Genomic DNA, 19,176 nt, shown 5'->3' on the forward strand with positions numbered 1-19,176 from the left:
GGCATGAAACGCCTTCGGCTTGGTTTGGGAGTGCCGACAGCCGGCGGCACTGCCGGAGCGCTGCTTGTCCTTATCGGTGGCATGACCCCGCAGGCAGCTTTCGCGCAGCTTGCTATTGGTAACGGGGTCAATGTCAATGCCGCTGATTGTGGCACCAATCCGAGCGCAGTTGCGGCCGGCACGGCGATCGGCTGCGGAACCGTCGCCTCTGTCGCTGGCGCGACGGCCGTTGGCTACGGCACCAATGCGATTGGCCGGAACGCCACAGCGCTAGGCTCCAGCAACAGTGCAAACGGCGCCGGTGCGATCGCCGTCGGCTACGCTAATTCCGCTACCGGCATCAATGCGATTGCTTTCGGTCCCTTGTCCATTTCGAATGGCATCAATGCTGTCGCTATGGGTGGAGCGGCCCATGCCACGGGTGATGGGACGATGGCTTTTGGCGTCAACAGCGTTGCAAACGGCGTCGGCGCCACGACTTTCGGGAATAGCGCCCAGGCTCTGTCGGCGAACACGTTGGCAATTGGCACCAGCGCGACTGCCAATACTGCCGCTGGCGGCAGTATTGCGATGGGCACCGGCTCAAAGGCGGTGGCGACGGGCCAGGGTTCCCCGATTGCTATCGGCGTGAATGCCAATGCCAGTGGCACGGCACCGACCGGATTTAGTTTCGAAGCAGTAGCGCTCGGAACAGCGGCTAACGCCACAGGAGCCTGGTCGAGTGCCGTGGGTTCGAGCGCATCTGCGACGGGGACAGGATCCAGCGCCTTCGGCACGTCGGCCGCTGCAACGGCCGACCAGTCCACCGCGGTTGGGAATGGGGCAGCTGCTTCCGGCTTGAGGGGCTCGGCCATGGGTTACCTTGCCAAGGCCTCGAACACCGATACTATCGCCCTCGGCACGACAGCCACCGCATCCGGGACCAACGCGCTCGCCATCGGCCCTACCACGGTTGCGTCAGGAGATTTCGGGGTTGCTTTGGGCAACCAGGCACGGGCGCTCGCTGGCGGTGGTGCTGTTGCAATAGGCTCCGGCGCTGTCGTCGCCAGCACCGCGACCTCCAGCGTCGCGCTCGGCAACAATGCCAATGCCGGTGGTGTCCTGTCCGTTGCCACCGGCGCTGGTGCCAGCGCGAGCGGTGACAATTCTACTGCTACAGGACGTACGGCTGTCGCCAGTGGCACAAATTCCTCTGCATACGGATCCGGAACAAAGGCGACGGGAGACAATTCTCTGGCCGCCGGTGTCAGCGCCAATGCCGGCGGAGTGGCGGCCACGGCGGTGGGGCAGGGGTCGACAGCCGTCAGCGGATATGATGTGGCGCTTGGTGCCGGGGCAAAGGCTTCCGGTCAGGGAAGCGCCGTCAACTCGGCAGTGGCCATCGGCGCCGGTCAGGCGTTGAATGCAGGCACGATCGCGATTGGCAACGCCTTCAACGGCGGTGCGACCGCATCGGGACGTGACGCCATTTCGATTGGCACGGCGGCGTCGGCTGCGGGGGAATCCGGCATTGCCTTTGGCGCGGCGGCCAATGCAAGCCAGAAGAGCAGCGTTGCCATTGGCCCGAACTCCGCCGCCTCCGCTGAATCGGCCATCGCCATGGGCAATGGTGCCAATGCCTCTTCAACCGATGCGATTGCCATGGGCACCAATGCGAAGGCATCTGGCGGCAAGGCGGTCGCCATCGGCGCGGGTAATAGCGCTTATGGCGACGGCGCGGTCGCGCTCGGCGACCCGAGCTATGCCAGCGGCACAGGCGCCTTCACCGGTGGCGCCAACAATATCGCCAACAGCGATGGCACGGCGACCGCCACTGCGGCCAACCAGGCCGCCGGCGCAGTTGCGATCGGCAACAGCAACAAGGCGATCGGTCAGGGCTCGGTTGCGCTCGGCAACGGTTCCACCGCGGGTGCTTCCGGCTTTGTCGGCAATATCGCATTGGGCAATGGTGCGACAGCGACAGCCAGTTCCGGTGATGTAGCGCTCGGTTCGGGCTCGTCGACGCTTGCAGCGGTCGGCACCCCGAGCACTGTGATTGGCGGCAATACCTATAACTTCGCCGGTACGACACCGACCTCGACGGTGAGCGTCGGCGCAGCGGGCGCCGAGCGCACCATCACCAATGTCGCGGCGGGCCGGCTCAACAACGGTTCGACGGACGCCGTCAACGGCTCGCAGTTGTTTGCGACCAACCAGCAGGTTGATCTGAACACGACCGACATCGCCAATCTGAACAATACGATCACTAACATCAACACCGGCGGCGGCATCAAGTATTTCCACGCCAACTCCACGCTGCCGGATTCTCAGGCAATCGGGGTGAATTCGGTTGCAGTCGGACCGAATGCGGTCGCTAACAATGCCGGTGACGTGGCCATCGGTCTGAATGCTTCGTCAGGTGCGACAACGGCGGTTTCGGGCGCAACGATCGGCGGTACCGCCTATACCTTTGCAGGCACAAATCCGACCGGCGCTTTCTCCGTGGGTTCGGCGGGTGCCGAGCGACAGATTCAAAATGTTGCGGCCGGCCAGCTCAACGGCAGCTCGACGGACGCGGTCAACGGTTCGCAACTCTTCGCCACGAACCGAGCAGTCGATAGTCTTAACACAACGGTCACCACGATCGGCGGCAACCTGACCAATCTCGGCAACACGATCAACAACATCGCCGGGGATACATCGACGACTTATACCGATGCGAACGGTAAGGGCGTTCGATATGTCCGCACCAACGATCGCACCCTCGCCCTTAGCGATTCCTCGGCTCAGGGCATCGGCTCTACGGCGGTCGGCTACAATGCCACCTCGGTTGCCGACAATTCCCTTGCGCTCGGAAGAGATAGCCAGGCCACCATTGTTGGTGGGGTCGCTCTTGGCTCCGGATCGGTTGCCGATCGTGCCATCGCTCCGGCGGCGGGTCAGATTGCGGCTGGGCCGACGAACTTCATCCAATACAATACGACGGACAAAACCCTGTTGGGCGCCGTCTCGGTCGGCTCGAGCACGTCCTACCGACAGATTATCAACGTCGCGGACGGCACCAGCGCGCAGGATGCCGTTACCGTTCGCCAGCTCCAGGGTGCCATTGCTTCCGTGGCGACAACACCAGGCAAATACTTCCATGCGAACTCGGCTGCCGGTGATTCCCTTGCTGTCGGCGCTGAATCGGTTGCGGTCGGCCCGACGACTATTGTCAATGGCGACAATGGCATCGGTATCGGCAATGGCGCAGTCGTCGACCAGATTGCTCCGGGCGGAACGGCCATCGGCCAGAATGCCCACGTCATGCTGGCCGACGGCGTTGCCCTCGGCACGAACTCGCTGGCTGCGGGCGTGCAATCGGTGGCGCTCGGTGCTGGCGCGCAAGCCAACAACATCAACAGCGTTGCGCTCGGTGCCCAATCCACTACCACTGTGGGCGCGCAGACGAACTATACCGGTTTTGCACTCACAAGCCCGCAAAACTCGGTCGGCGAGGTTTCGATCGGCTCGGCCGGCTCGGCACGCAAGCTGACCAATCTCGCGGCTGGTTCAGCCGATACGGATGCGGTGAATGTCAGCCAGCTCAAGGGGCTTGGCACGAACATCACTAAGCTGATCGGAGGCAATACGACTGTAAACCCTGATGGGTCGATCACCGGCCCTACCTACAACATCCAGGGCAACAACTATAGCACGGTCTACGATGCCTTCGGGGCGGTTGATAACTCGCTGACTAACATCATGAATGGCGGTGGCATAAAGTATTTCCACGCCAACTCGACTCTGGCGGACTCCATCGCAAGCGGCACCGACAGCATTGCGATCGGTCCGCAGAGTGTCGCCAGCGGCACGAACAGCCTGGCAGCAGGCAACGGATCCACCGCCGTCGGTCAGGGTGCGGTTGCTCTCGGTCAGGGGGCGAAGGCCAATAATGCCAATGATGTGGCTTTAGGGTCCGGTTCCGTAACGCAGGCGGCTGTTGGTACATCCGGCACCACCCTTCAGGGAAAGCACTATGACTTTGCCGGCACCAACCCTGTCGGAACGGTGAGCGTGGGTGCGCAAGGGGCAGAAAGAACCATCACGAACGTCGCTGCCGGCCGCATTTCGGCCGACAGCACCGACGCCATCAATGGATCGCAGCTTTATGCGACCAATCAGGCGATCGACAGCCTGCAGACCGGTGTCGGGACGATCACCAAGAACGCCGTTACCTATGATCTCAATCCCGATGGCAGCAAGAAGAACAGTATCACGCTGCAAGGCGGTGATGTGAATGCGCCGGTGGTCATTTCCAATGTCGGCAGGGGTGTTGCCCCGACGGATGCGGTGAATGTGGCCCAATTGGGAGACAGCATCACTCAGGTCAAATCCTACACGGATACGGCTGCCGCCAATACGCTGGCTTCCGCTAACAACTATACGGATCAGAAGTTCGGGCAGTTGAACCAGCAGCTCGGCGACATCAGGTCCGAGGCGAGACAGGCGGCAGCGATCGGGCTTGCCGCGGCATCGCTTCGCTATGACGATCGTCCCGGCAAGCTGAGCGTCGCCGTTGGCGGTGGCGTATGGAGGGGTGAAGGCGCACTCGCATTCGGCGCAGGCTATACCAGCGAAGATGGACGAATTCGAGGCAATCTGTCTGGCACTGCCGCAGGAGGCCAGGTGGGCGTCGGTGCCGGCCTCAGTGTCACGTTGAATTGAGCGCTCATGCTAAGAGGAGCGCTCGCCGGCGTGCCGACTTTCGTCCTTTGCATGCTCTTGTTCGGCTCGATTGCGGCCGGACAAGACATGGTTCTCGTCGATTATCGCATCAGACCTTCCGACGTGGCGTTACCTGCGCAGGTGAAGCCTGGCGATTATCAAAGGGTCATTCGACCGTTCGAAAACTGGACGCTTATCTGTGACGAGAATCTGAAGATCCGCCAGCGGGTCTGCAACGTCACTCAGATCATCGAGAACGAGGCCGGGCAGGTCGCATTCAGCTGGTCGCTCGCCGCGACGAAGAAAGGCGACCCCTATATGATCTTGCGTGCGGCCCCGGTTGCCAAAAGCGACGGTGGTATCCTGCTGCAATTCGAGGGCCGCAAGGAGCCGATACAGGTTAGGTTCAACGGCTGCAACAATACGGTATGCGTCGGCATGCTGCCGGTCGGAGCCGTATTGCGCGAGCAGATTTCAAAGAATGCGGCGCCAACGGTTTCCTATCCGACTGTGGACGGGAGCACGATCAGCGTGACCGTAAATCTCAAAGGCCTTTCCACAGCGGTTAAGGCGATAAAGTGACGGATGGATTTCAATGACCCAGCAATCAATTCACGATCGCATCATGTCGCGAAGCACCAAGGGTGCCTCTATTGAGAACTTGGCCGTCGAGCAAGCCAAGCCGAAGCGAAGCTGGCGAAAGACCGCCGCCCTTTCGGTGATGGCCATCGCAATCGCTGGCGCTGGCGCCTATGCCGCCTTCCGATATGATGTGTTGGGTAACCTTCTCTCCCAGCCGGCGGTTGCGGCGGCGAACGACGCCAACCAGGCGCTGCCCGAAACGCCATTTCTCCAGCACGCCAAGCAGGCCGGTCTGCACTCCTGTTCGACCGTTTTCCCGGTTCTCGGACAGCTACTGACCAACGGCACGCAGTACAATGTTCAATCGGTGTGGAACGGTGAGGCGGCCGACAAGCATGCGGTACAGGCCCTCGTTGGCATGAACTATGCAACGCAGGGCTACAGCGGACCGGCCGCCGGCATCGTATTTGCAGCGCCAGTCGCATCCGGCTGCGAAGGAGCAATGGTTCGCGTCGCACCGTTCCCGGCTTCTTGCCCGGAAGTTTCGGCCAAGTTCCCGAATGGAAGCAAACTCGTCAACAATCTTGACCAGATCGGTGTCTACCAGCTCGGTAACGAAGGTGGTGATGCAATGCTTTTGCCGACAGGAAGCGGCTGCGTCGTCATATCGGTGGCTTCGGCAGCAGGAAAGCAAGGGAGCGCAAAATGAGATCGAAATCTGTGGTTGCAGCGATAGGCGTGCTGCTTGTCTCCACGGCCCATCTGTGGGCGGCCGATCTTTTTACGACAGAGCAGCCGCCGGCTCCGCCGCCTGACGAGCGCGGCATATGGGCAGCCATCGCCTATTCCGCCCCTGATGAAAAATACGGCTTCTTCTGGGGAGCCGACAAACGCCAGGAAGCCATGGATATCGCCCTCAAGCATTGCGAGCGGGATAAGGGCAGTAATTGCGTCGTTGTCAGCATCTTCCGCAATCATCGTCACTGGGATGACGACGATAAGTCCGGCTTTCCATACAATCATTGCGGTGCGCTTGCCGTCGGCAAAGAAAGTAGCAAGCGCATCACGCCGTGGGGTGCGAATTCGGCACCGACGCGCCGTGAAGCTGAAGGCCTTGCGCTTAAGGCATGTGAGCGTACCGGCTCTCAGTGCCTCGTTCGCGAATGGGTTTGTACGTGATCCCGTAAACCTCCGTCGGAATAGGCGTGAAAGCGTCGGTCGCTACCTGTTGTCAAGGACCCGAGACCGGCCCTGGTTGTCTCAGAAACGACAAGCAGAAGATGGCATTGAAACTGAAAGGTCTGCTCCATGTCACGTTCGTCATTCTATCCGTCTCGAGCGGTCGAGCGCATATCAACTGCAACGCTCGCCTTTGTCTGTGGAAGCTTTGCCCTGATGTTTGCTTCTTTTGCCGTCGCGCAGTCAGCTTTGCCAAATGGCGCTTCGAGCCTGCAGGAGACCTATCAGGATTGGCGTGTCGCGTGCAGCCAGCGCGAAAAGACGCTGGCTTGTCTGATCCAGCAAGATCAAACCCAGCAAAATGGCCAGAGATTGCTCGCCGTCGAAATACAGGTTCGACCTGATCGCAGCGCTGTCGCAACGCTGTTGCTACCCTTCGGAACTGCCCTTGATGCTGGCGTCACGACAAACATCGACGATCAGCCGCCTCTAAAGCCTGTGCGGTTTCGCACTTGTCTGCCGAATGGCTGTGTCGCCTTGCTTGCTATCGATGCGGAGACGCTTGGCAGGTTGAAAAGCGGCTCCCGTCTCAATCTCAAGGTCGTTGCCGACGGCGGCAACGGATTGAATTTTCCAGTATCACTACACGGTTTCTCTGCGGCTATCGATCGCGTTGCCGCCTTGGTTGCTCGATAGGCAAGCAGGTCATTCTAGTGCGGACGTTTCGACTATCTCTTGAAGGTGCGCACCTCTGATATCCGGCGCTATCGCATCGTCCTGGGAGAGAAGATCTCCAGCCTGCCTTTCGTCGCGAGCACCTCCACGAATGTGGTGATGCAGTCGGTGAAGGAAAACTGGTCCTAGAGCATGTCGCGCAAGACTGTGGACCGGTTTGCGACGACGGCACGCGTAAAGCCCAGGATTTTAAGTGCAGAATGCGCATCGAAAAGATCGCGATGCGCGCTGAATAGCTTTTGCTATGCCATTTCGAGCGTGGGTGCAATTTGGCCGCGTTCGACGATACCCCATCCTGTCACCAAGGCGATGATCTAGATTTCGCCATCCGAATCGGATCATTGCCGAGGGCTAAAATTAGTAAGGTGGAGTATGCATGGAAATGAATGCAAGCGACCGCGACCTAGTTGAGGTCATGAAGCGGTACTTTGCTGTCAAGGCCGAGGTAGAGGATGTAAAGAGCCGCCTCGAAGCGGCAAGGCGGGAAAGCGGCGAGGAGATCGAGATCTTCTACAATCCCCGCATCAATATTGATCACGCCGCCGATATTATTCACTCGCATTCCCTCAAGCAGGAGCTGGCCCGGTTGATGGATTGGGCCGAGGCGTGGGGCCGTCAGGGTTTGGCGACAGATCCTGCCTGACGGCCGCGTTCGGACCGTCAGGCAGGAATGGCCTGGTCGAATTGGCTCAGCTATCCGATTTCAGCTTGCCCGCCATTGCCCAAGAATCCTTCGAAATCTCGGTAATGATGATTTCCACCGATTCCGGTGGGCAAGCCAGCGTTTCGACGGCCGCCTTGGTCACCTCGCGAACGAAGGCGCGCTTCTGATCCTGTGTGCGGCCGGGATGCATTTCCAAGCGCAAGATGGGCATGGGTAACTCCTTGAGAAAATGTCGCCAATTGTTTGGCGCTACAGACTATCTTGCAAAACTCTGGAGCGATAAATACGCTCACACTTGCTTCATTCCAAACCTATGGGTACGCAATCATGGACAAGTTGGCTGGCATGGCGATGTTCGTCAGGGTGGTCGAGCATGGTAGTTTTGTCGCTGCCGCCGATGTCAGCCAGGTATCGGCGACAATGGTCGCCAAACACATCAGGACGATAGAGCAACGGCTCGGCGCCCGACTCCTTCATCGCACCACGCGCCGCCACCAGGTGACCGAGGTCGGTAAGCTCTACTACGAGCGCTGTAAGACCGTGCTGGCCGAGGTCGAGCTGGCCGAACAATCCGCATTCGAACTGCAGTCAGCGCCGCGTGGGCGCTTGCGGCTCGTCGCGCCCGTCAGCTTCGGGACGCAAAGCCTTGTACCGGCGTTGGTTGAATATCTGCATCAGAACCTCGACGTCAGCGTCGATCTGGCGCTGGACAACAATCTGCATGACATGATCGGTGAGGGCTACGAACTCGGTATCCATATCGGCGACCTGACGGATTCCGGCCTGGTCGCTCGCCCGCTAAAACCCTATCGGCGTATTCTCGCGGCATCGCCAAGCTATCTCGATCGCTGCGGCCGACCGCAAGTTCCGGAGGATCTCCTCAATCACATGTGCCTGGGCCATTCCTATTGGCGTTTGCAAGGCCGTTGGCACTTGGTTGGCCCTGAGGGTGAGGTCCGTGAGATTGCGATAAAGGGAAGGTTCACCGCCAACCAGGGAGGCGCTCTGCGTGTTGCCGCCCTGCACGGAGCAGGGATCGTTCTCCAGCCGGAGCTACTTTTGGCAGCCGATCTTGATGCTGGCCGATTGGAGCTCGTGTTGCCGGAATGGTCTTACAAGCCGACGCCGATGCATCTGGTCTATGCGCCTGACCGACGCCCGACCGCTATGTTGCGCAGCGCCATCGATTTCCTGGTTGCCCGTTTCGGCTGAGCTTTGCGTCTCTTTCGCGAGCTGCGAATCTATGATCAAATCTGATCATCGCATTGAAGGGTGAGGGGTAGGTGGCCAAGGTTACGTTGAAGGATGTGGCGGCTGCCGCAGGGGCTGGTGCCGCAACGGTGGAGCGTGCACTCAACGGGCGCGGCAATGTCTTGCCGGAGACTGCGGAGAAGATATTCATTGCAGCCAAACGACTTGGTTATCGCGCGCCGCTTGCCGGCACGAGACACGGTCTTGTGCGCATCGAGGTCGTATTGCTGCGGCCCGAGACCTATTTTTATTCGAGGCTCAATCGCGCCTTCGAGCGCATCGCCGCTCTGCTCGACAAGGATATACAGATCCAGAGGACCTTCGCGCGTGAGGACGACCCGGCCGATTTTTCCAGGCACATCGCAAATCCGAAAACGCGGCGCTCTGCCTTGATCGTCGTCGCGCCCGACCACCCTGATGTCGTCGGCAGTATTCGCCACGCTGCCGAGAGCGGCATACCCGTCGTCCAGATCATGACGCGGCCGGCTCGGGAGCTTGCTTATGTCGGCATCGACAACGAAGCTGCCGGCCGCACGGCCGCCTTCTATATGGCGCGCATGCAGGCCGGTACCGCCGGCACTTTCCTCGCACTTTGTCACAGCGGCGCTTACGAAAACCACAAGGCACGCATCCGCGGATTTTCCGACTATCTGCGGCATCAGGCAAACCCGTCGCATCGCTTCGTCGAGGTCATGTTCGATGAAGACGATGAAATGAAGACGATGGAGTTGCTGACGAGCGCCTTCGCCCGATATCCCGATATTGCCGGCCTCTATAGTGCCGGTGGCGACAACGCCGCGATCGCGACCGTTCTGCGCCGCCATCGGCAGCGGCCGGTCTTCTGGGTCGGGCATGAATTATCCGATGCGACGCGCGGCTATCTGAAAGAAGGCCTGATGACGATCGTGCTTGACCAGGCGCCGGAAGTTCAGGCGCGCCGCGCCATCGACCTGACGCTGAAGCGGCTGGGGCTGATCGACACGGATATCGATCCCGAGCCGGTTCGCTTTCTGACGGTTACCGCCGAAAGCCTTTGACGATATCAACCCTCTTGCTGATAAGGGAATGCCGGCAGAGATATCGCCAAACTCAAGGCTGACATAGCCGAAACCCCGCGTTCAGTCGCGGCGATCCGCTTGAGATTGTGACGAGGAGCAAGCTCAGGAGCCCGCCGCGCCAATCCCTTTCGGGCCATCCAAGCGGGCGACCTTCTGCTCCAAAGATCGCACCTCCTCTATCATAACGCCGAGTGCCGACATGATGAGCGCGTGGTCGCGGCCGTCCGCAGCCTTGGACAGAGCAAGAGCTCGGGCATTGAGCTCCTGACTTATCGAGTTGAGCCGATCGATCGTGTTCTGGTCCATAGCCATCTCCTTTGCAAACAACCGAACAGGGGTGCCATATGTTCGGGAATGCGCCGCGCGGGACATTTGTTCCGGTGATGGGCTTTCACCAAATTGCGGCAGGGCTCAGAGGGGTCGAGATAGTCTGGTCACCCGGGAAGACACGCCGGCCCGTTATAGGTAGCTTTCGCTGAGTCCGGGTCTGGTACTCACGCTTCTACCCGATTTGCAGCAATTGCTGTGCCGTCGAGCGAACGATATCGGCAAGTTGCGTCAACAGCGGACCGGTCGGCGCGCTCTTGCGCCAGCAAAGACCGATCCGGCGCGTCGGGTTGCCGTCTTCGAACGATAGCAGCCGTATCTTGTCCGATGACATCATGGGGCTGACGGTTGCCAGCGCAGGCAGCAAAGTGACGCCGACATTGGCACCGACCATGAGACGCAAAGTCTCCAGACTTGTTGCCTTAAAGGACGATCGGTGGCCTGCGCCGGAGAGTCGGCAGACGTCCAGCGCATGTTCGCGCAGGCAATGGCCCTCTTCCAGCAGCATCAGCTCGTGGCAGCCGAGATCGTCCATGTCGATGCTGTTGCGCTCGGCCAGCGGGTGCTTCTTGGGAACTGCCAGAAGGAACGGCTCCTCGAACAGGAACTCCGTCTGCAATTGATCGGTATCGACAGGAAGGGCAAGGAGCGCGGCATCGAGTTCGCCGTCCCTCAGACGCGACAGCAATGTGCCGCTCTTTTCTTCGATGAGCAGCAGTTCAAGCTCGGGAAAGCGCTCATGGATCGGAGGCACGACATGCGGCAGGAGATAGGGGCCGAGTGTCGGAAAGATGCCCAGGCGCAGCACGCCGAGTTCCGGATTCTGTCGCAGCAGCGCTGCATTCTTCAACTGCTGAACATCGACGAGAATTCGTGTTGCCCGCTCCACGGCATCCTTGCCGAAATCCGTCAGCATGACAGAGCGGGAATCGCGCTCGACAAGAGGCGTGCCAAGCTCGGTCTCGAGCTTGCGGATCTGGGCCGACAAGGTCGGCTGGCTCACAAGGCACGCCTCGGCCGCGCGACCAAAGTGGCGATACTTGGCCAGCGCGACGAGATATTCCAGTTCCCTCAACGTCATGAGACGTCTCGTGTCATCAGGCGGCCTTGGCTTCTTCTTCGTCCGGCGCAGACGTGCGGATCAGGTAGTCAAAGGCTGCAAGCGAAGCCTTTGCGCCTTCACCGAGAGCAATGACGATCTGCTTATAGGGAACCGTCGTGCAATCGCCGGCCGCAAACACGCCTGGGATCGATGTCTGGCCGTGATGGTCAACCTCAATTTCGCCGCGAGCCGAAAGGACGATCGTGCCCTTCAGCCATTCGGTGTTCGGCAGCAGTCCGATCTGCACGAAGACACCTTCGAGTGCCAGGGTGTGATTGTTGCCCTTCGCGCGATCCTCGTAGACCAGGCCGGTGACCTTGCTGCCATCGCCCAAAACTTCCGTCGTCTTCGCCGAAAGAATGATATCGACGTTGGCAAGGCTACGCAGCTTTCGCTGCAGCACGTCGTCGGCGCGCAGCTTGCTGTCGAATTCTATAAGCGTGACGTGCTTGACGAGGCCGGCAAGATCGATCGCCGCCTCGACGCCGGAATTGCCGCCGCCAATGACGGCAACGCTTTTACCCTTGAACAATGGACCATCGCAATGCGGGCAATAGGCGACGCCCTTGTTGCGATAATGCTCTTCGCCTGGCACGCCCATCTGGCGCCAGCGTGCGCCCGTTGAAAGGATGACGGAACGGGACCTCAGCGTCGCGCCGCTTTCCAGCTCGACTTCGAAGAGATCGCCGTGGCGACCGAGCTTCTGCGCACGCTGCAGATTCATGATCTCGACCGGATAGTCCTTCACATGCGTCTCAAGCGCCGTGGCAAAAGCCGGCCCTTCGGTATGCGGAACCGAAATGAAATTCTCGATTGCCATCGTGTCGAGCACCTGGCCGCCGAAGCGTTCGGCAACGACACCGGTGCGGATGCCCTTGCGGGCGGCATAGATTGCCGAAGCGGCACCGGCCGGCCCGCCGCCAACGACGAGGACGTCGAAGGTTTCCAGCGTCTTCAGCCTCTCGGCGGCACGCTTGACCGCACTCGTGTCGAGCTTGGCGATGATCTGCTCGACTTCCATGCGTCCCTGTCCGAAGACCTCGCCATTCAGGTAGATCGTCGGCACGGACATGACCTGTCGGTCGGCAACCTCCTTCGGGAAGACGGCGCCGTCGATAGCGACATGGCTGATCTGCGGGTTGAGGATGGACATCAGGTTCAATGCCTGCACGACATCGGGGCAGTTCTGGCAGGATAGCGAGAAGTAGGTCTCGAAGCGGAATTCGCCCTTAAGATCGCGGATCTGGTCGAGGATCGCCTGTTCGACGCGCGGCGGGTGACCGCCGGTCTGCAGCAATGCAAGCACCAGGGAGGTGAATTCGTGTCCGAGGGGGATGCCGGCAAAACGCAGGTTGATATCGTGGCCGGGGCTCGTCAATGCGAAGGAAGGCGCACGCTCGCTGCCATCGCGCTGTTCGGCAAGCGTGATTTTGTCAGAAAGACCGACGATGTCCTTCAGAAGAGCTACCATTTCCGCCGACTTGGCGCTGTCGTCGACATTGGCGCGGATCTCGATCGGACGCATGACCTTCTCCAGATAGGCCTTCAATTGGCTTTTCAGCGCGTCGTCAAGCATCGATATGTCTCCTGCAGGAAATGGGAATTCGTCGCCTGCCTGATGCGGCGGACGTATAGGCTCTCGTATCTATTGGGTGGCCTTCCCCTGATTCAGGGAAGGCCAATGGTTCTGAGATCAGATCTTGCCGACGAGCTGCAGCGAAGGAGCAAGCGTCTTTTCGCCTTCTTCCCACTTTGCCGGGCAAACTTCGCCCGGATGCGAGCGAACATACTGAGCAGCCTTGATACGGCGCAGGAGATCGACAGCGTTGCGGCCGATGCCTTCTGCGGTGATTTCCATGGCCTGAATAACGCCGTCCGGATCGACAACGAAGGTGCCGCGGTCGGCAAGGCCTTCGGCTTCGCGCATGACGTCGAAGTTACGCGTGATCGCGCCCGTGGGGTCGCCGATCATGGCATACTGGATCTTGCCGATGGTCTCGGAGCTGTCATGCCAGGCCTTGTGGGTGAAATGCGTGTCTGTCGAGACGGAAAACACTTCGACGCCGAGACGCTGAAGCTCGGAATAGTGGTCGGCGACGTCGCCAAGTTCGGTCGGGCAGACGAAGGTGAAGTCGGCCGGATAGAAGAAGAAGACCGCCCACTTGCCAGCGATGTCAGCTTCCGTGACTTCGACGAATTTTCCCTGCTTGAAGGCCTGGGCTTTGAACGGCTTAACGGCGGTATTGAGAACGGACATGGTACCCTTGCAATGTTTGGACAGATGTATTTCGCGCCGCAACATAGTGCGTGCGCCGCAATAAGCAAAATAGATAAATCAGAAAGAATCGATAGTTTCCATCTATCTTGGTTGGCTGGAGTTGCCACACTTGTGGATATCGCCAGCGCCTAAACGACGCAGTGCGACGAAGGAAACTGGTCGGGTGATCAAAGCGCTTACAGACTGGGTGAGGGCGGTTGCTGTTTAGATGGATGCCTTACGAATGATGCCCCGATTGAGATCTGCAGCTTTCTGCTACCAGCCAATCACGCAGCGTTTCGGCTTGCCTGGAAAGATGATCGGCTTCGATCAGCCAATAGAATTTGTCGGTATCCAAAGGTGATTCGAACAGAGTGACTAAGGTGCCGTTGGCCAATTCCTCGACAATAAGCGCGCCGGGGCAGAGACCGATGCCCTGGGAACCAACGATTGATCCGATCATCAAGCTGAAGTCTGCAAAGACGGGGCCAGGTCTCAAGGGCGTGCCAATCCCTGTATCCGCAAACCAGCGCGCCCAGGAGGCTGGCGTTTCGTCGTGAAGAAGTTCGAGGTCGAGCAGTTTGGCCGGTGTCTCGATGGGGCCGTGCCGACGTCGGTACTCAGCCGAACAGGTGGGGCGTGTCTCGCCGCTCAAGAGGGCAGTGGAATTTGCGCTGGGTTGGATTCCGTGCCGGATCAACAGGTCTACACTTGCCGCTTCCGGCGTCTTGGCATCAAGCGCATAGACGATGTTGATGCGAATATCGGGATGTTCTTCTCTGAATTTCGGCAAGCGCGGGATCAGCCAGCGAGTGGCGACGGACGCGATGCATGCGATGCTGACCGGTCGGTCATGGCGTGTCCCGGCCAACTTTTGCGCCGCGCTTTCGATTTGCCCGAGGCCACTTGTCACGGCCGCCCCAAATTCGCGGCCGGCTGCTGTTGCCGTCACCCCTCGGGCATGGCGCGTGAACAGCGCAACACCAAGCCAATTTTCGACGATTTTGACATGCTGACTTACGCCTGCGGCCGTAAGATTGAGCTCTGTTGCGGCCCTGGCGAAGCTCTCGTGGCGCAAGGCCGCTTCAAAGGCGCGAAGAGAAGCATAGGGGATGTGGCGCATGGAATAAGGCTAAGCGTGACTTAGCCAAAGAGCAAGAACATTGAGCGTTGTTTGTGGTCGCGATCGATTTACAGTGCGCATTCAATCGTAGCATGGATGGCGCCGCTTGCGACATTGCCCGCTTCGAATGCAAGCAAGGTTAAAATCCTCAACCGTCCAAGGACCTATATGACAATGAAGCAAGAAATCCGCGATGTTGCCGCGCCAGCTGATGCAGAGGAACGGCGCAGCAAGCCGCCGGTCGTTGTCTATCCGAATGAGACCTTACCGCCTTCCGGGTTGAATATTCTTCAGGCCGCAAGGCAAAGCATGACTAAGGTCGACGAGATCATCGTACCACCGCGGGAAGCCGGCGGCTTTCGGGTGCCGAAGGGCCACTTTTTTCGCATCGTCGGCAGGGAGGGGCCGCAGGTCGGCGACCTCAATCTGTGGAATGCCGACGACCTTTCGGAGCGCTTCTTTAGCGGCAAAACGCGAGCGCTTCACGCCACGCATGTCGGCGTCGGCGATCGGTTGTGGAGCAACTTGCCCTATCTGCGCCCGATGGCGACGATTACCCATGACACGCTTGGCTGGTATGGCTGGGATAACGATGGCGCCGGCGTTCACGATGTCATCGGCACGCGCTGCGATCCCTATACGAACCGGCTGCTGAAGGGTAATGATTACCACCATTGCTGCCACTCGAATTTGTCGCGCGCGCTTGCGTCAGCAACGGGCATTCCCGTTCGGGACGCTGAAATGCACGTGCATGATGTGCTGAATGTCTTCATGTGCACGGGCTTTACGCGCGACACCCATCAATATTTCATGAAAGCGAGCCCAGTGCGGCCCGGCGATTTCATCGAATTCTTTGCGGAGATTGATCTTTTGGGGGCCATTTCCGCCTGCCCGGGCGGCGATTGCGGCAGCGGCCACTCAAGCGATGCGGCGCCCTGCTATCCGTTGGGTATCGAGATCTGGCGGCCTGATCCCACGAGCCTTGCTGGTCGGAATTTTCCCGAGCCGAATGCCTATCCGAGAACGCATGGTCTTTAAGTGGGCGGATAGTCGCCAAATATATATTGCCGGCGGTCAGACCGCCGGCAAATCAAAATTCTTCATCAGATCTAGCATCTGAGAGGGCAGACAGCTCATCGGCTGCTTAGTTGCAGACGCGCACGCGCTCGTAGTGATAGCCGTCATCATACTGATTTTGAACCGGTTGGCTCTCGAACCAGCATCTCGGCGGCGGGGGGGCGACTTCATAGACCGGACCCCGGTTGGAAAGGGCGCCGCCGACGATAAGGCCGCCGATGAGGCCGGCAGCTAGGCCGCCTGCGATTGCCGCGCCATTGTTGTGACGGTGATGGCGGCGCCAGTCGTCATGTCCACGCCAGTCGCCACGATAGGGTGCTCGACCGTCATAATACTGCGCCTGTGCGTAGCTTGCGGGAGCCAGCGCGCCGCCTACCACCGTTGCGGCCAGCAAAACCGTGAGAATCTTTTTCTTTATCATGACTACCTCCAAAGCAGTCTTCGTGCTCAGCGAATACGCGAGCTATCTATTCAACGTCTAAAGCATGATTATGTTCAGCTGAATATTCTATGAATGGGCCGTTCATCGGCGCCAGTGCCTGAAAACTCTGCCGTTCTGGAGGCGATTCCGCAATGGGTCAGCCAACCGAATCGTGCCTGCGTGTCGATTTCAGCCATTCCAGTGTCCGCGATTCGGGATCGGGATTGCGCGTGATATCGGTCACGACGGCAGCGCAGTCGGCGCCGTTCTCGAATACCCCGGGGATCCGCTCCACGGTCAGGCCACCGATCGCGACAAGCGGAATATTGCCGGCAATGGCTTTCCACTCGCCGATGCGTTCGAGACCTTGGGGTGCCCAAGGCATGGCTTTCAGAATGGTAGGGTAGATCGGCCCGAGGGCGATGTAGTCGGGGTCGGCTGCGAGCGCTGTTTGCAGCTCGGCGCCGTCATGGGTCGAAAGCCCGAGCTTCAGCCCCGCTGTTCGGATGGCGCCGAGATCTGCCGCCGCCAGATCCTCCTGGCCGAGATGGAGGAAATCGCAGCCTTCCTCTATCGCCAATTGCCAATAGTCATTGACGACCAATTGGCATCCGTTGGTCGCGCAGATGGCCTTTGCCCTGCGGATATCCGCTCGGATTTCCGAAAGTGGGCGATCCTTGATACGCAATTGCACAAGCTTGACGCCGAGCGGCACCAGCCTCTCGATCCATGCCACACTATCGACGATCAGATAAAATGGATCGAGCCTCATGCAAACACCGCCTTTCCGATGACCGGCGTTGATGGCACGGCCATGTCGCGCGGCTCCAGCAGGCCCGCATTGAAGGCCTGCCTTCCGGCATCGATGGCCCCGGCAAACGCTTCTGCCATGATGCCCGGATCGCGTGCTCCGGCAACGGCGGTGTTCAACAGCACTGCATCGAAGCCCAGTTCCATGACGGTTGCCGCATGCGAGGGCCGGCCGATGCCGGCGTCTACAATCAACGGCATTTCGGGAAAATGCGCCCGTATCGAGCGAAGAGCGGACGGATTGAGCGGCCCCGCCGCGGTACCGATTGGCGCACACCAAGGCATGAGGACCTTGCATCCGGCTTCCATCAGTCGTTCGGCCACGACCAGATCGTCCGTCGTATAGGGGAAGACCTCAAAGCCTTCGCTTGTCAAAATCCGCGCCGCCTCGACCAGTGCAAAGACATCCGGTTGCAGCGTGTCATGATTGCCGATCACCTCGAGCTTGATCCAGTTGGTCTGGAATACCTCGCGGGCCATCTTTGCCGTCAGTACCGCTTCCGAGACGCCGTGGCATCCGGCGGTGTTGGGCAAAACGCGAACGCCGAGTTGACGGATCATCTCGAAGAATGCGCCGCCGCTGCGTCCGCCTGCCGCCTCGCGCCGTAGCGACACAGTGACGATCTCCGTCGCGGATCGCTTGACTGCCTCGGCGAGAACCGATGGTGAAGGATAGCGCGCGGTGCCGAGAAGAAGGCGTGATGCGACCTTGACGCCGTAAAGATCGAGCATGGTTCAGCCCCCTTGCATCGGAGTGAGGATTTCGATCCTGTCATTGTCGTTCAGCGCATGGTCGTCGCGATCCTCCCGGTGGACGAGATCGCCATTGACCGCCGTTGCGAGCCAGTCGCCCTCGTAGTCGAGCGCTGCAAGTAGCTGTGAAAGTGTGGTGACGGCGATGGTCTGGGTCTCGCCATTGATAATCAGGCGCATCTGGGGCTCCTCTGATTTGACTCCTCGGGAAAGACAAGATCCACAACGTCGACCGCCATTGCCGGCGCCAATAGGAAACCATGGCGGTAAAGGCCGTTGAGGCTTGTGGTTTTGCCTTCTCGGGTCACACGCGGAAAATTGTCGGGAAAGGCAGGGCGGATGCCGGCACCGGTTTCGACCACGGTGGCCTCGGCGAAGGCCGGATGCAGTGCATAGGCCGCATTCAACAGTTCCATCAGCGATCGTGCCGTGATCGGCCCGTCGAAGTCCGTTTCGATCATGGTGGCTCCGACCATGAAAAGCCCGTCGTCGCGGGGGACGATATAGACCGGAACGCGCGGATGCAGCAGGCGGATGGGTCGGGCGAGCGTGATCTCTTCCGTGTGGAGATACAGCATCTCGCCGCGAACGCCACGCAGGTCACAAGTGTGTCCGATCCGGGCAGCGCCTGTGCAATCGATGATCTCAGAGAAATCATCCTCGCAAACATCCGCTGCAACAAAAGCAACACCATGTGTCAGAAGCCGTGCTTTCAAACCAAGCAGCACGCGGCGAGGATCGAGATGGGCTTCCTCCGCAAAGAACAGTCCGTTCCTGAAGCGCCCGGCAAGGGCGGGTTCGAGAACCGCGATTTCATTCTCGTCGACCCAGCGATAACAGGTGGTGCGCGCGGCGAACCGCTTCAGCTCGTTCTGATCGCGTGTCGACGCGACGACCAGAGTTCCGTTGCGCACGACTTCGCCAGGTAGAATCTCCCCCCATCGGTCGGCGGCATCAAAGCCGCGCTTGAGCACGGCCTCATCGGCGTTTTCCCGTTCGCACCAGGGCGCCAGCATGCCGCCAGCGAGCCACGAGGCCGCTTGATCGAAGTTCGCGCATGGATCCAGAACGGTTACATCTGCCCCGCGAAGGGAAAGTTCGTGGGCGACGGTGAGGCCGGCAACGCCGGCCCCTTTGATGAGCACACGCAT

Annotated in this window: 19 protein-coding genes and 2 pseudogenes; 10 read left to right on the forward strand and 11 right to left on the reverse strand. The window is 59.7% G+C overall.

All coding sequences use genetic code 11. The annotated features are described in order from the left end of the window. The first annotated feature begins 3 nt into the window (after positions 1 to 3). The 7 genes and pseudogenes from GGD46_RS19045 (at position 4) to GGD46_RS19075 (ending at position 7,825) form a co-directional block, all read left to right on the forward strand. Entirely contained in the window at positions 4 to 4,686 is a 4,683-nt protein-coding gene (locus GGD46_RS19045) for a beta strand repeat-containing protein (protein WP_409527692.1), read from the forward strand. A 6-nt stretch (positions 4,687 to 4,692) separates the two neighbouring features. Further along, complete coding sequence (locus tag GGD46_RS19050; protein WP_184706737.1) at positions 4,693 to 5,268, forward strand: invasion associated locus B family protein; 576 nt, start codon at positions 4,693 to 4,695, stop codon at positions 5,266 to 5,268. A gap of 13 nt (positions 5,269 to 5,281) precedes the next feature. Then, positions 5,282 to 5,977 carry a hypothetical protein gene (locus tag GGD46_RS19055; RefSeq protein WP_184706739.1) on the forward strand — a complete coding sequence of 232 codons (696 nt, stop codon included), beginning with the start codon at positions 5,282 to 5,284 and terminating at the stop codon, positions 5,975 to 5,977. After that, complete coding sequence (locus GGD46_RS19060; RefSeq protein WP_184706741.1) at positions 5,974 to 6,447, forward strand: DUF4189 domain-containing protein; 474 nt, start codon at positions 5,974 to 5,976, stop codon at positions 6,445 to 6,447. Before GGD46_RS19055 ends, GGD46_RS19060 begins: the two co-directional genes overlap by 4 nt. Positions 6,448 to 6,663: 216 nt before the next feature. After that, positions 6,664 to 7,143, forward strand: coding sequence for an invasion associated locus B family protein (locus tag GGD46_RS19065; protein ID WP_246806386.1), 480 nt, complete (start codon positions 6,664 to 6,666; stop codon positions 7,141 to 7,143). 21 nt (positions 7,144 to 7,164) lie between these two features. Continuing rightward, positions 7,165 to 7,311 (forward strand): annotated as a pseudogene (locus GGD46_RS19070) (Lrp/AsnC ligand binding domain-containing protein); the annotation flags it as partial. Positions 7,312 to 7,558: 247 nt separating this feature from the next. Further along, on the forward strand, positions 7,559 to 7,825 hold the full coding sequence (locus GGD46_RS19075; protein ID WP_184706745.1) for a hypothetical protein: 267 nt from the start codon (positions 7,559 to 7,561) through the stop codon (positions 7,823 to 7,825). 46 nt (positions 7,826 to 7,871) lie between these two features. On the opposite strand, the pseudogene GGD46_RS19080 reads toward GGD46_RS19075, so the two are convergent. Further along, a pseudogene (locus GGD46_RS19080) lies at positions 7,872 to 8,069 on the reverse strand (4-oxalocrotonate tautomerase); the annotation flags it as partial. A 104-nt stretch (positions 8,070 to 8,173) separates the two neighbouring features. On the opposite strand from GGD46_RS19080, the gene GGD46_RS19085 reads away from it, so the two are divergent. Together GGD46_RS19085 and GGD46_RS19090 are read left to right on the forward strand one after the other, a co-directional pair. Further along, entirely contained in the window at positions 8,174 to 9,058 is an 885-nt protein-coding gene (locus GGD46_RS19085; protein ID WP_184706749.1) for a LysR family transcriptional regulator, read from the forward strand. 71 nt (positions 9,059 to 9,129) lie between these two features. Then, positions 9,130 to 10,134, forward strand: coding sequence for a LacI family DNA-binding transcriptional regulator (locus tag GGD46_RS19090; RefSeq protein ID WP_184706752.1), 1,005 nt, complete (start codon positions 9,130 to 9,132; stop codon positions 10,132 to 10,134). Between the two features lie 123 nt (positions 10,135 to 10,257). On the opposite strand, the gene GGD46_RS19095 is transcribed toward GGD46_RS19090, so the two are convergent. The 5 genes from GGD46_RS19095 to GGD46_RS19115 all read right to left on the reverse strand — a co-directional run bounded on the left by GGD46_RS19095 (position 10,258) and on the right by GGD46_RS19115 (position 14,964). Continuing rightward, on the reverse strand, positions 10,258 to 10,461 hold the full coding sequence (locus tag GGD46_RS19095; protein ID WP_184706755.1) for a hypothetical protein: 204 nt from the start codon (positions 10,459 to 10,461) through the stop codon (positions 10,258 to 10,260). A gap of 196 nt (positions 10,462 to 10,657) precedes the next feature. Next, positions 10,658 to 11,563, reverse strand: a complete 906-nt coding sequence (locus tag GGD46_RS19100) for a LysR substrate-binding domain-containing protein (protein WP_184706757.1) — start codon at positions 11,561 to 11,563, stop codon at positions 10,658 to 10,660. A gap of 16 nt (positions 11,564 to 11,579) precedes the next feature. Further along, positions 11,580 to 13,160: an alkyl hydroperoxide reductase subunit F gene (ahpF, locus tag GGD46_RS19105; RefSeq protein ID WP_184706759.1), complete on the reverse strand. Its 1,581-nt coding sequence runs from the start codon at positions 13,158 to 13,160 to the stop codon at positions 11,580 to 11,582. A gap of 117 nt (positions 13,161 to 13,277) precedes the next feature. Then, positions 13,278 to 13,841, reverse strand: a complete 564-nt coding sequence (ahpC, locus tag GGD46_RS19110; RefSeq protein WP_184706761.1) for an alkyl hydroperoxide reductase subunit C — start codon at positions 13,839 to 13,841, stop codon at positions 13,278 to 13,280. Positions 13,842 to 14,079: 238 nt separating this feature from the next. Next, entirely contained in the window at positions 14,080 to 14,964 is an 885-nt protein-coding gene (locus GGD46_RS19115) for a LysR substrate-binding domain-containing protein (RefSeq protein ID WP_184706763.1), read from the reverse strand. Positions 14,965 to 15,138: 174 nt separating this feature from the next. Between GGD46_RS19115 and GGD46_RS19120 the strand changes: the two genes are divergently transcribed. Next, positions 15,139 to 16,002, forward strand: a complete 864-nt coding sequence (locus GGD46_RS19120; protein WP_184706765.1) for a DUF1989 domain-containing protein — start codon at positions 15,139 to 15,141, stop codon at positions 16,000 to 16,002. A gap of 106 nt (positions 16,003 to 16,108) precedes the next feature. On the opposite strand, the gene GGD46_RS19125 is transcribed toward GGD46_RS19120, so the two are convergent. From GGD46_RS19125 to thiO, 5 genes are all read right to left on the reverse strand, one after another. Further along, complete coding sequence (locus GGD46_RS19125) at positions 16,109 to 16,462, reverse strand: hypothetical protein (protein ID WP_184706768.1); 354 nt, start codon at positions 16,460 to 16,462, stop codon at positions 16,109 to 16,111. A 157-nt stretch (positions 16,463 to 16,619) separates the two neighbouring features. Next, complete coding sequence (locus GGD46_RS19130; RefSeq protein WP_184706770.1) at positions 16,620 to 17,234, reverse strand: thiamine phosphate synthase; 615 nt, start codon at positions 17,232 to 17,234, stop codon at positions 16,620 to 16,622. Continuing rightward, the gene (locus GGD46_RS19135; RefSeq protein ID WP_184706771.1) at positions 17,231 to 18,004 is read right to left on the reverse strand and encodes a thiazole synthase; all 774 of its coding nucleotides are present in this window, start codon (positions 18,002 to 18,004) and stop codon (positions 17,231 to 17,233) included. The genes GGD46_RS19130 and GGD46_RS19135 overlap by 4 nt, the downstream gene beginning before the upstream one ends. A 3-nt stretch (positions 18,005 to 18,007) precedes the next feature. Further along, a complete protein-coding gene (gene thiS, locus GGD46_RS19140) occupies positions 18,008 to 18,205 on the reverse strand; it encodes a sulfur carrier protein ThiS (RefSeq protein ID WP_184706773.1) in 198 nt (65 codons plus the stop codon). Then, entirely contained in the window at positions 18,196 to 19,176 is a 981-nt protein-coding gene (gene thiO / locus GGD46_RS19145; RefSeq protein WP_184706775.1) for a glycine oxidase ThiO, read from the reverse strand. Before thiO ends, thiS begins: the two co-directional genes overlap by 10 nt.

Origin of the sequence: Martinezella lusitana, from assembly GCF_014207095.1 — a bacterium.
In the GTDB taxonomy this organism is placed as follows: Bacteria; Pseudomonadota; Alphaproteobacteria; order Rhizobiales; family Rhizobiaceae; genus Rhizobium; species Rhizobium lusitanum_B.

Bases quoted from the DNA above. Each gene is read 5' to 3' on its own strand.
- GGD46_RS19045 (WP_409527692.1), top strand. From the start codon at position 4: ATGAAACGCCTTCGGCTTGGTTTGGGAGTGCCGACAGCCGGCGGCACT.
- GGD46_RS19050 (WP_184706737.1), top strand. From the start codon at position 4,693: ATGCTAAGAGGAGCGCTCGCCGGCGTGCCGACTTTCGTCCTTTGCATG.
- GGD46_RS19055 (WP_184706739.1), top strand. From the start codon at position 5,282: ATGACCCAGCAATCAATTCACGATCGCATCATGTCGCGAAGCACCAAG.
- GGD46_RS19060 (WP_184706741.1), top strand. From the start codon at position 5,974: ATGAGATCGAAATCTGTGGTTGCAGCGATAGGCGTGCTGCTTGTCTCC.
- GGD46_RS19065 (WP_246806386.1), top strand. From the start codon at position 6,664: ATGTTTGCTTCTTTTGCCGTCGCGCAGTCAGCTTTGCCAAATGGCGCT.
- GGD46_RS19075 (WP_184706745.1), top strand. From the start codon at position 7,559: ATGGAAATGAATGCAAGCGACCGCGACCTAGTTGAGGTCATGAAGCGG.
- GGD46_RS19085 (WP_184706749.1), top strand. From the start codon at position 8,174: ATGGACAAGTTGGCTGGCATGGCGATGTTCGTCAGGGTGGTCGAGCAT.
- GGD46_RS19095 (WP_184706755.1), bottom strand. From the start codon at position 10,461: ATGGACCAGAACACGATCGATCGGCTCAACTCGATAAGTCAGGAGCTC.
- GGD46_RS19100 (WP_184706757.1), bottom strand. From the start codon at position 11,563: ATGACGTTGAGGGAACTGGAATATCTCGTCGCGCTGGCCAAGTATCGC.
- ahpF (WP_184706759.1), bottom strand. From the start codon at position 13,160: ATGCTTGACGACGCGCTGAAAAGCCAATTGAAGGCCTATCTGGAGAAG.
- ahpC (WP_184706761.1), bottom strand. From the start codon at position 13,841: ATGTCCGTTCTCAATACCGCCGTTAAGCCGTTCAAAGCCCAGGCCTTC.
- GGD46_RS19115 (WP_184706763.1), bottom strand. From the start codon at position 14,964: ATGCGCCACATCCCCTATGCTTCTCTTCGCGCCTTTGAAGCGGCCTTG.
- GGD46_RS19120 (WP_184706765.1), top strand. From the start codon at position 15,139: ATGAAGCAAGAAATCCGCGATGTTGCCGCGCCAGCTGATGCAGAGGAA.
- GGD46_RS19125 (WP_184706768.1), bottom strand. From the start codon at position 16,462: ATGATAAAGAAAAAGATTCTCACGGTTTTGCTGGCCGCAACGGTGGTA.
- GGD46_RS19130 (WP_184706770.1), bottom strand. From the start codon at position 17,234: ATGAGGCTCGATCCATTTTATCTGATCGTCGATAGTGTGGCATGGATC.
- GGD46_RS19135 (WP_184706771.1), bottom strand. From the start codon at position 18,004: ATGCTCGATCTTTACGGCGTCAAGGTCGCATCACGCCTTCTTCTCGGC.
- thiS (WP_184706773.1), bottom strand. From the start codon at position 18,205: ATGCGCCTGATTATCAATGGCGAGACCCAGACCATCGCCGTCACCACA.
- thiO (WP_184706775.1), bottom strand. From the start codon at position 19,176: ATGCGTGTGCTCATCAAAGGGGCCGGCGTTGCCGGCCTCACCGTCGCC.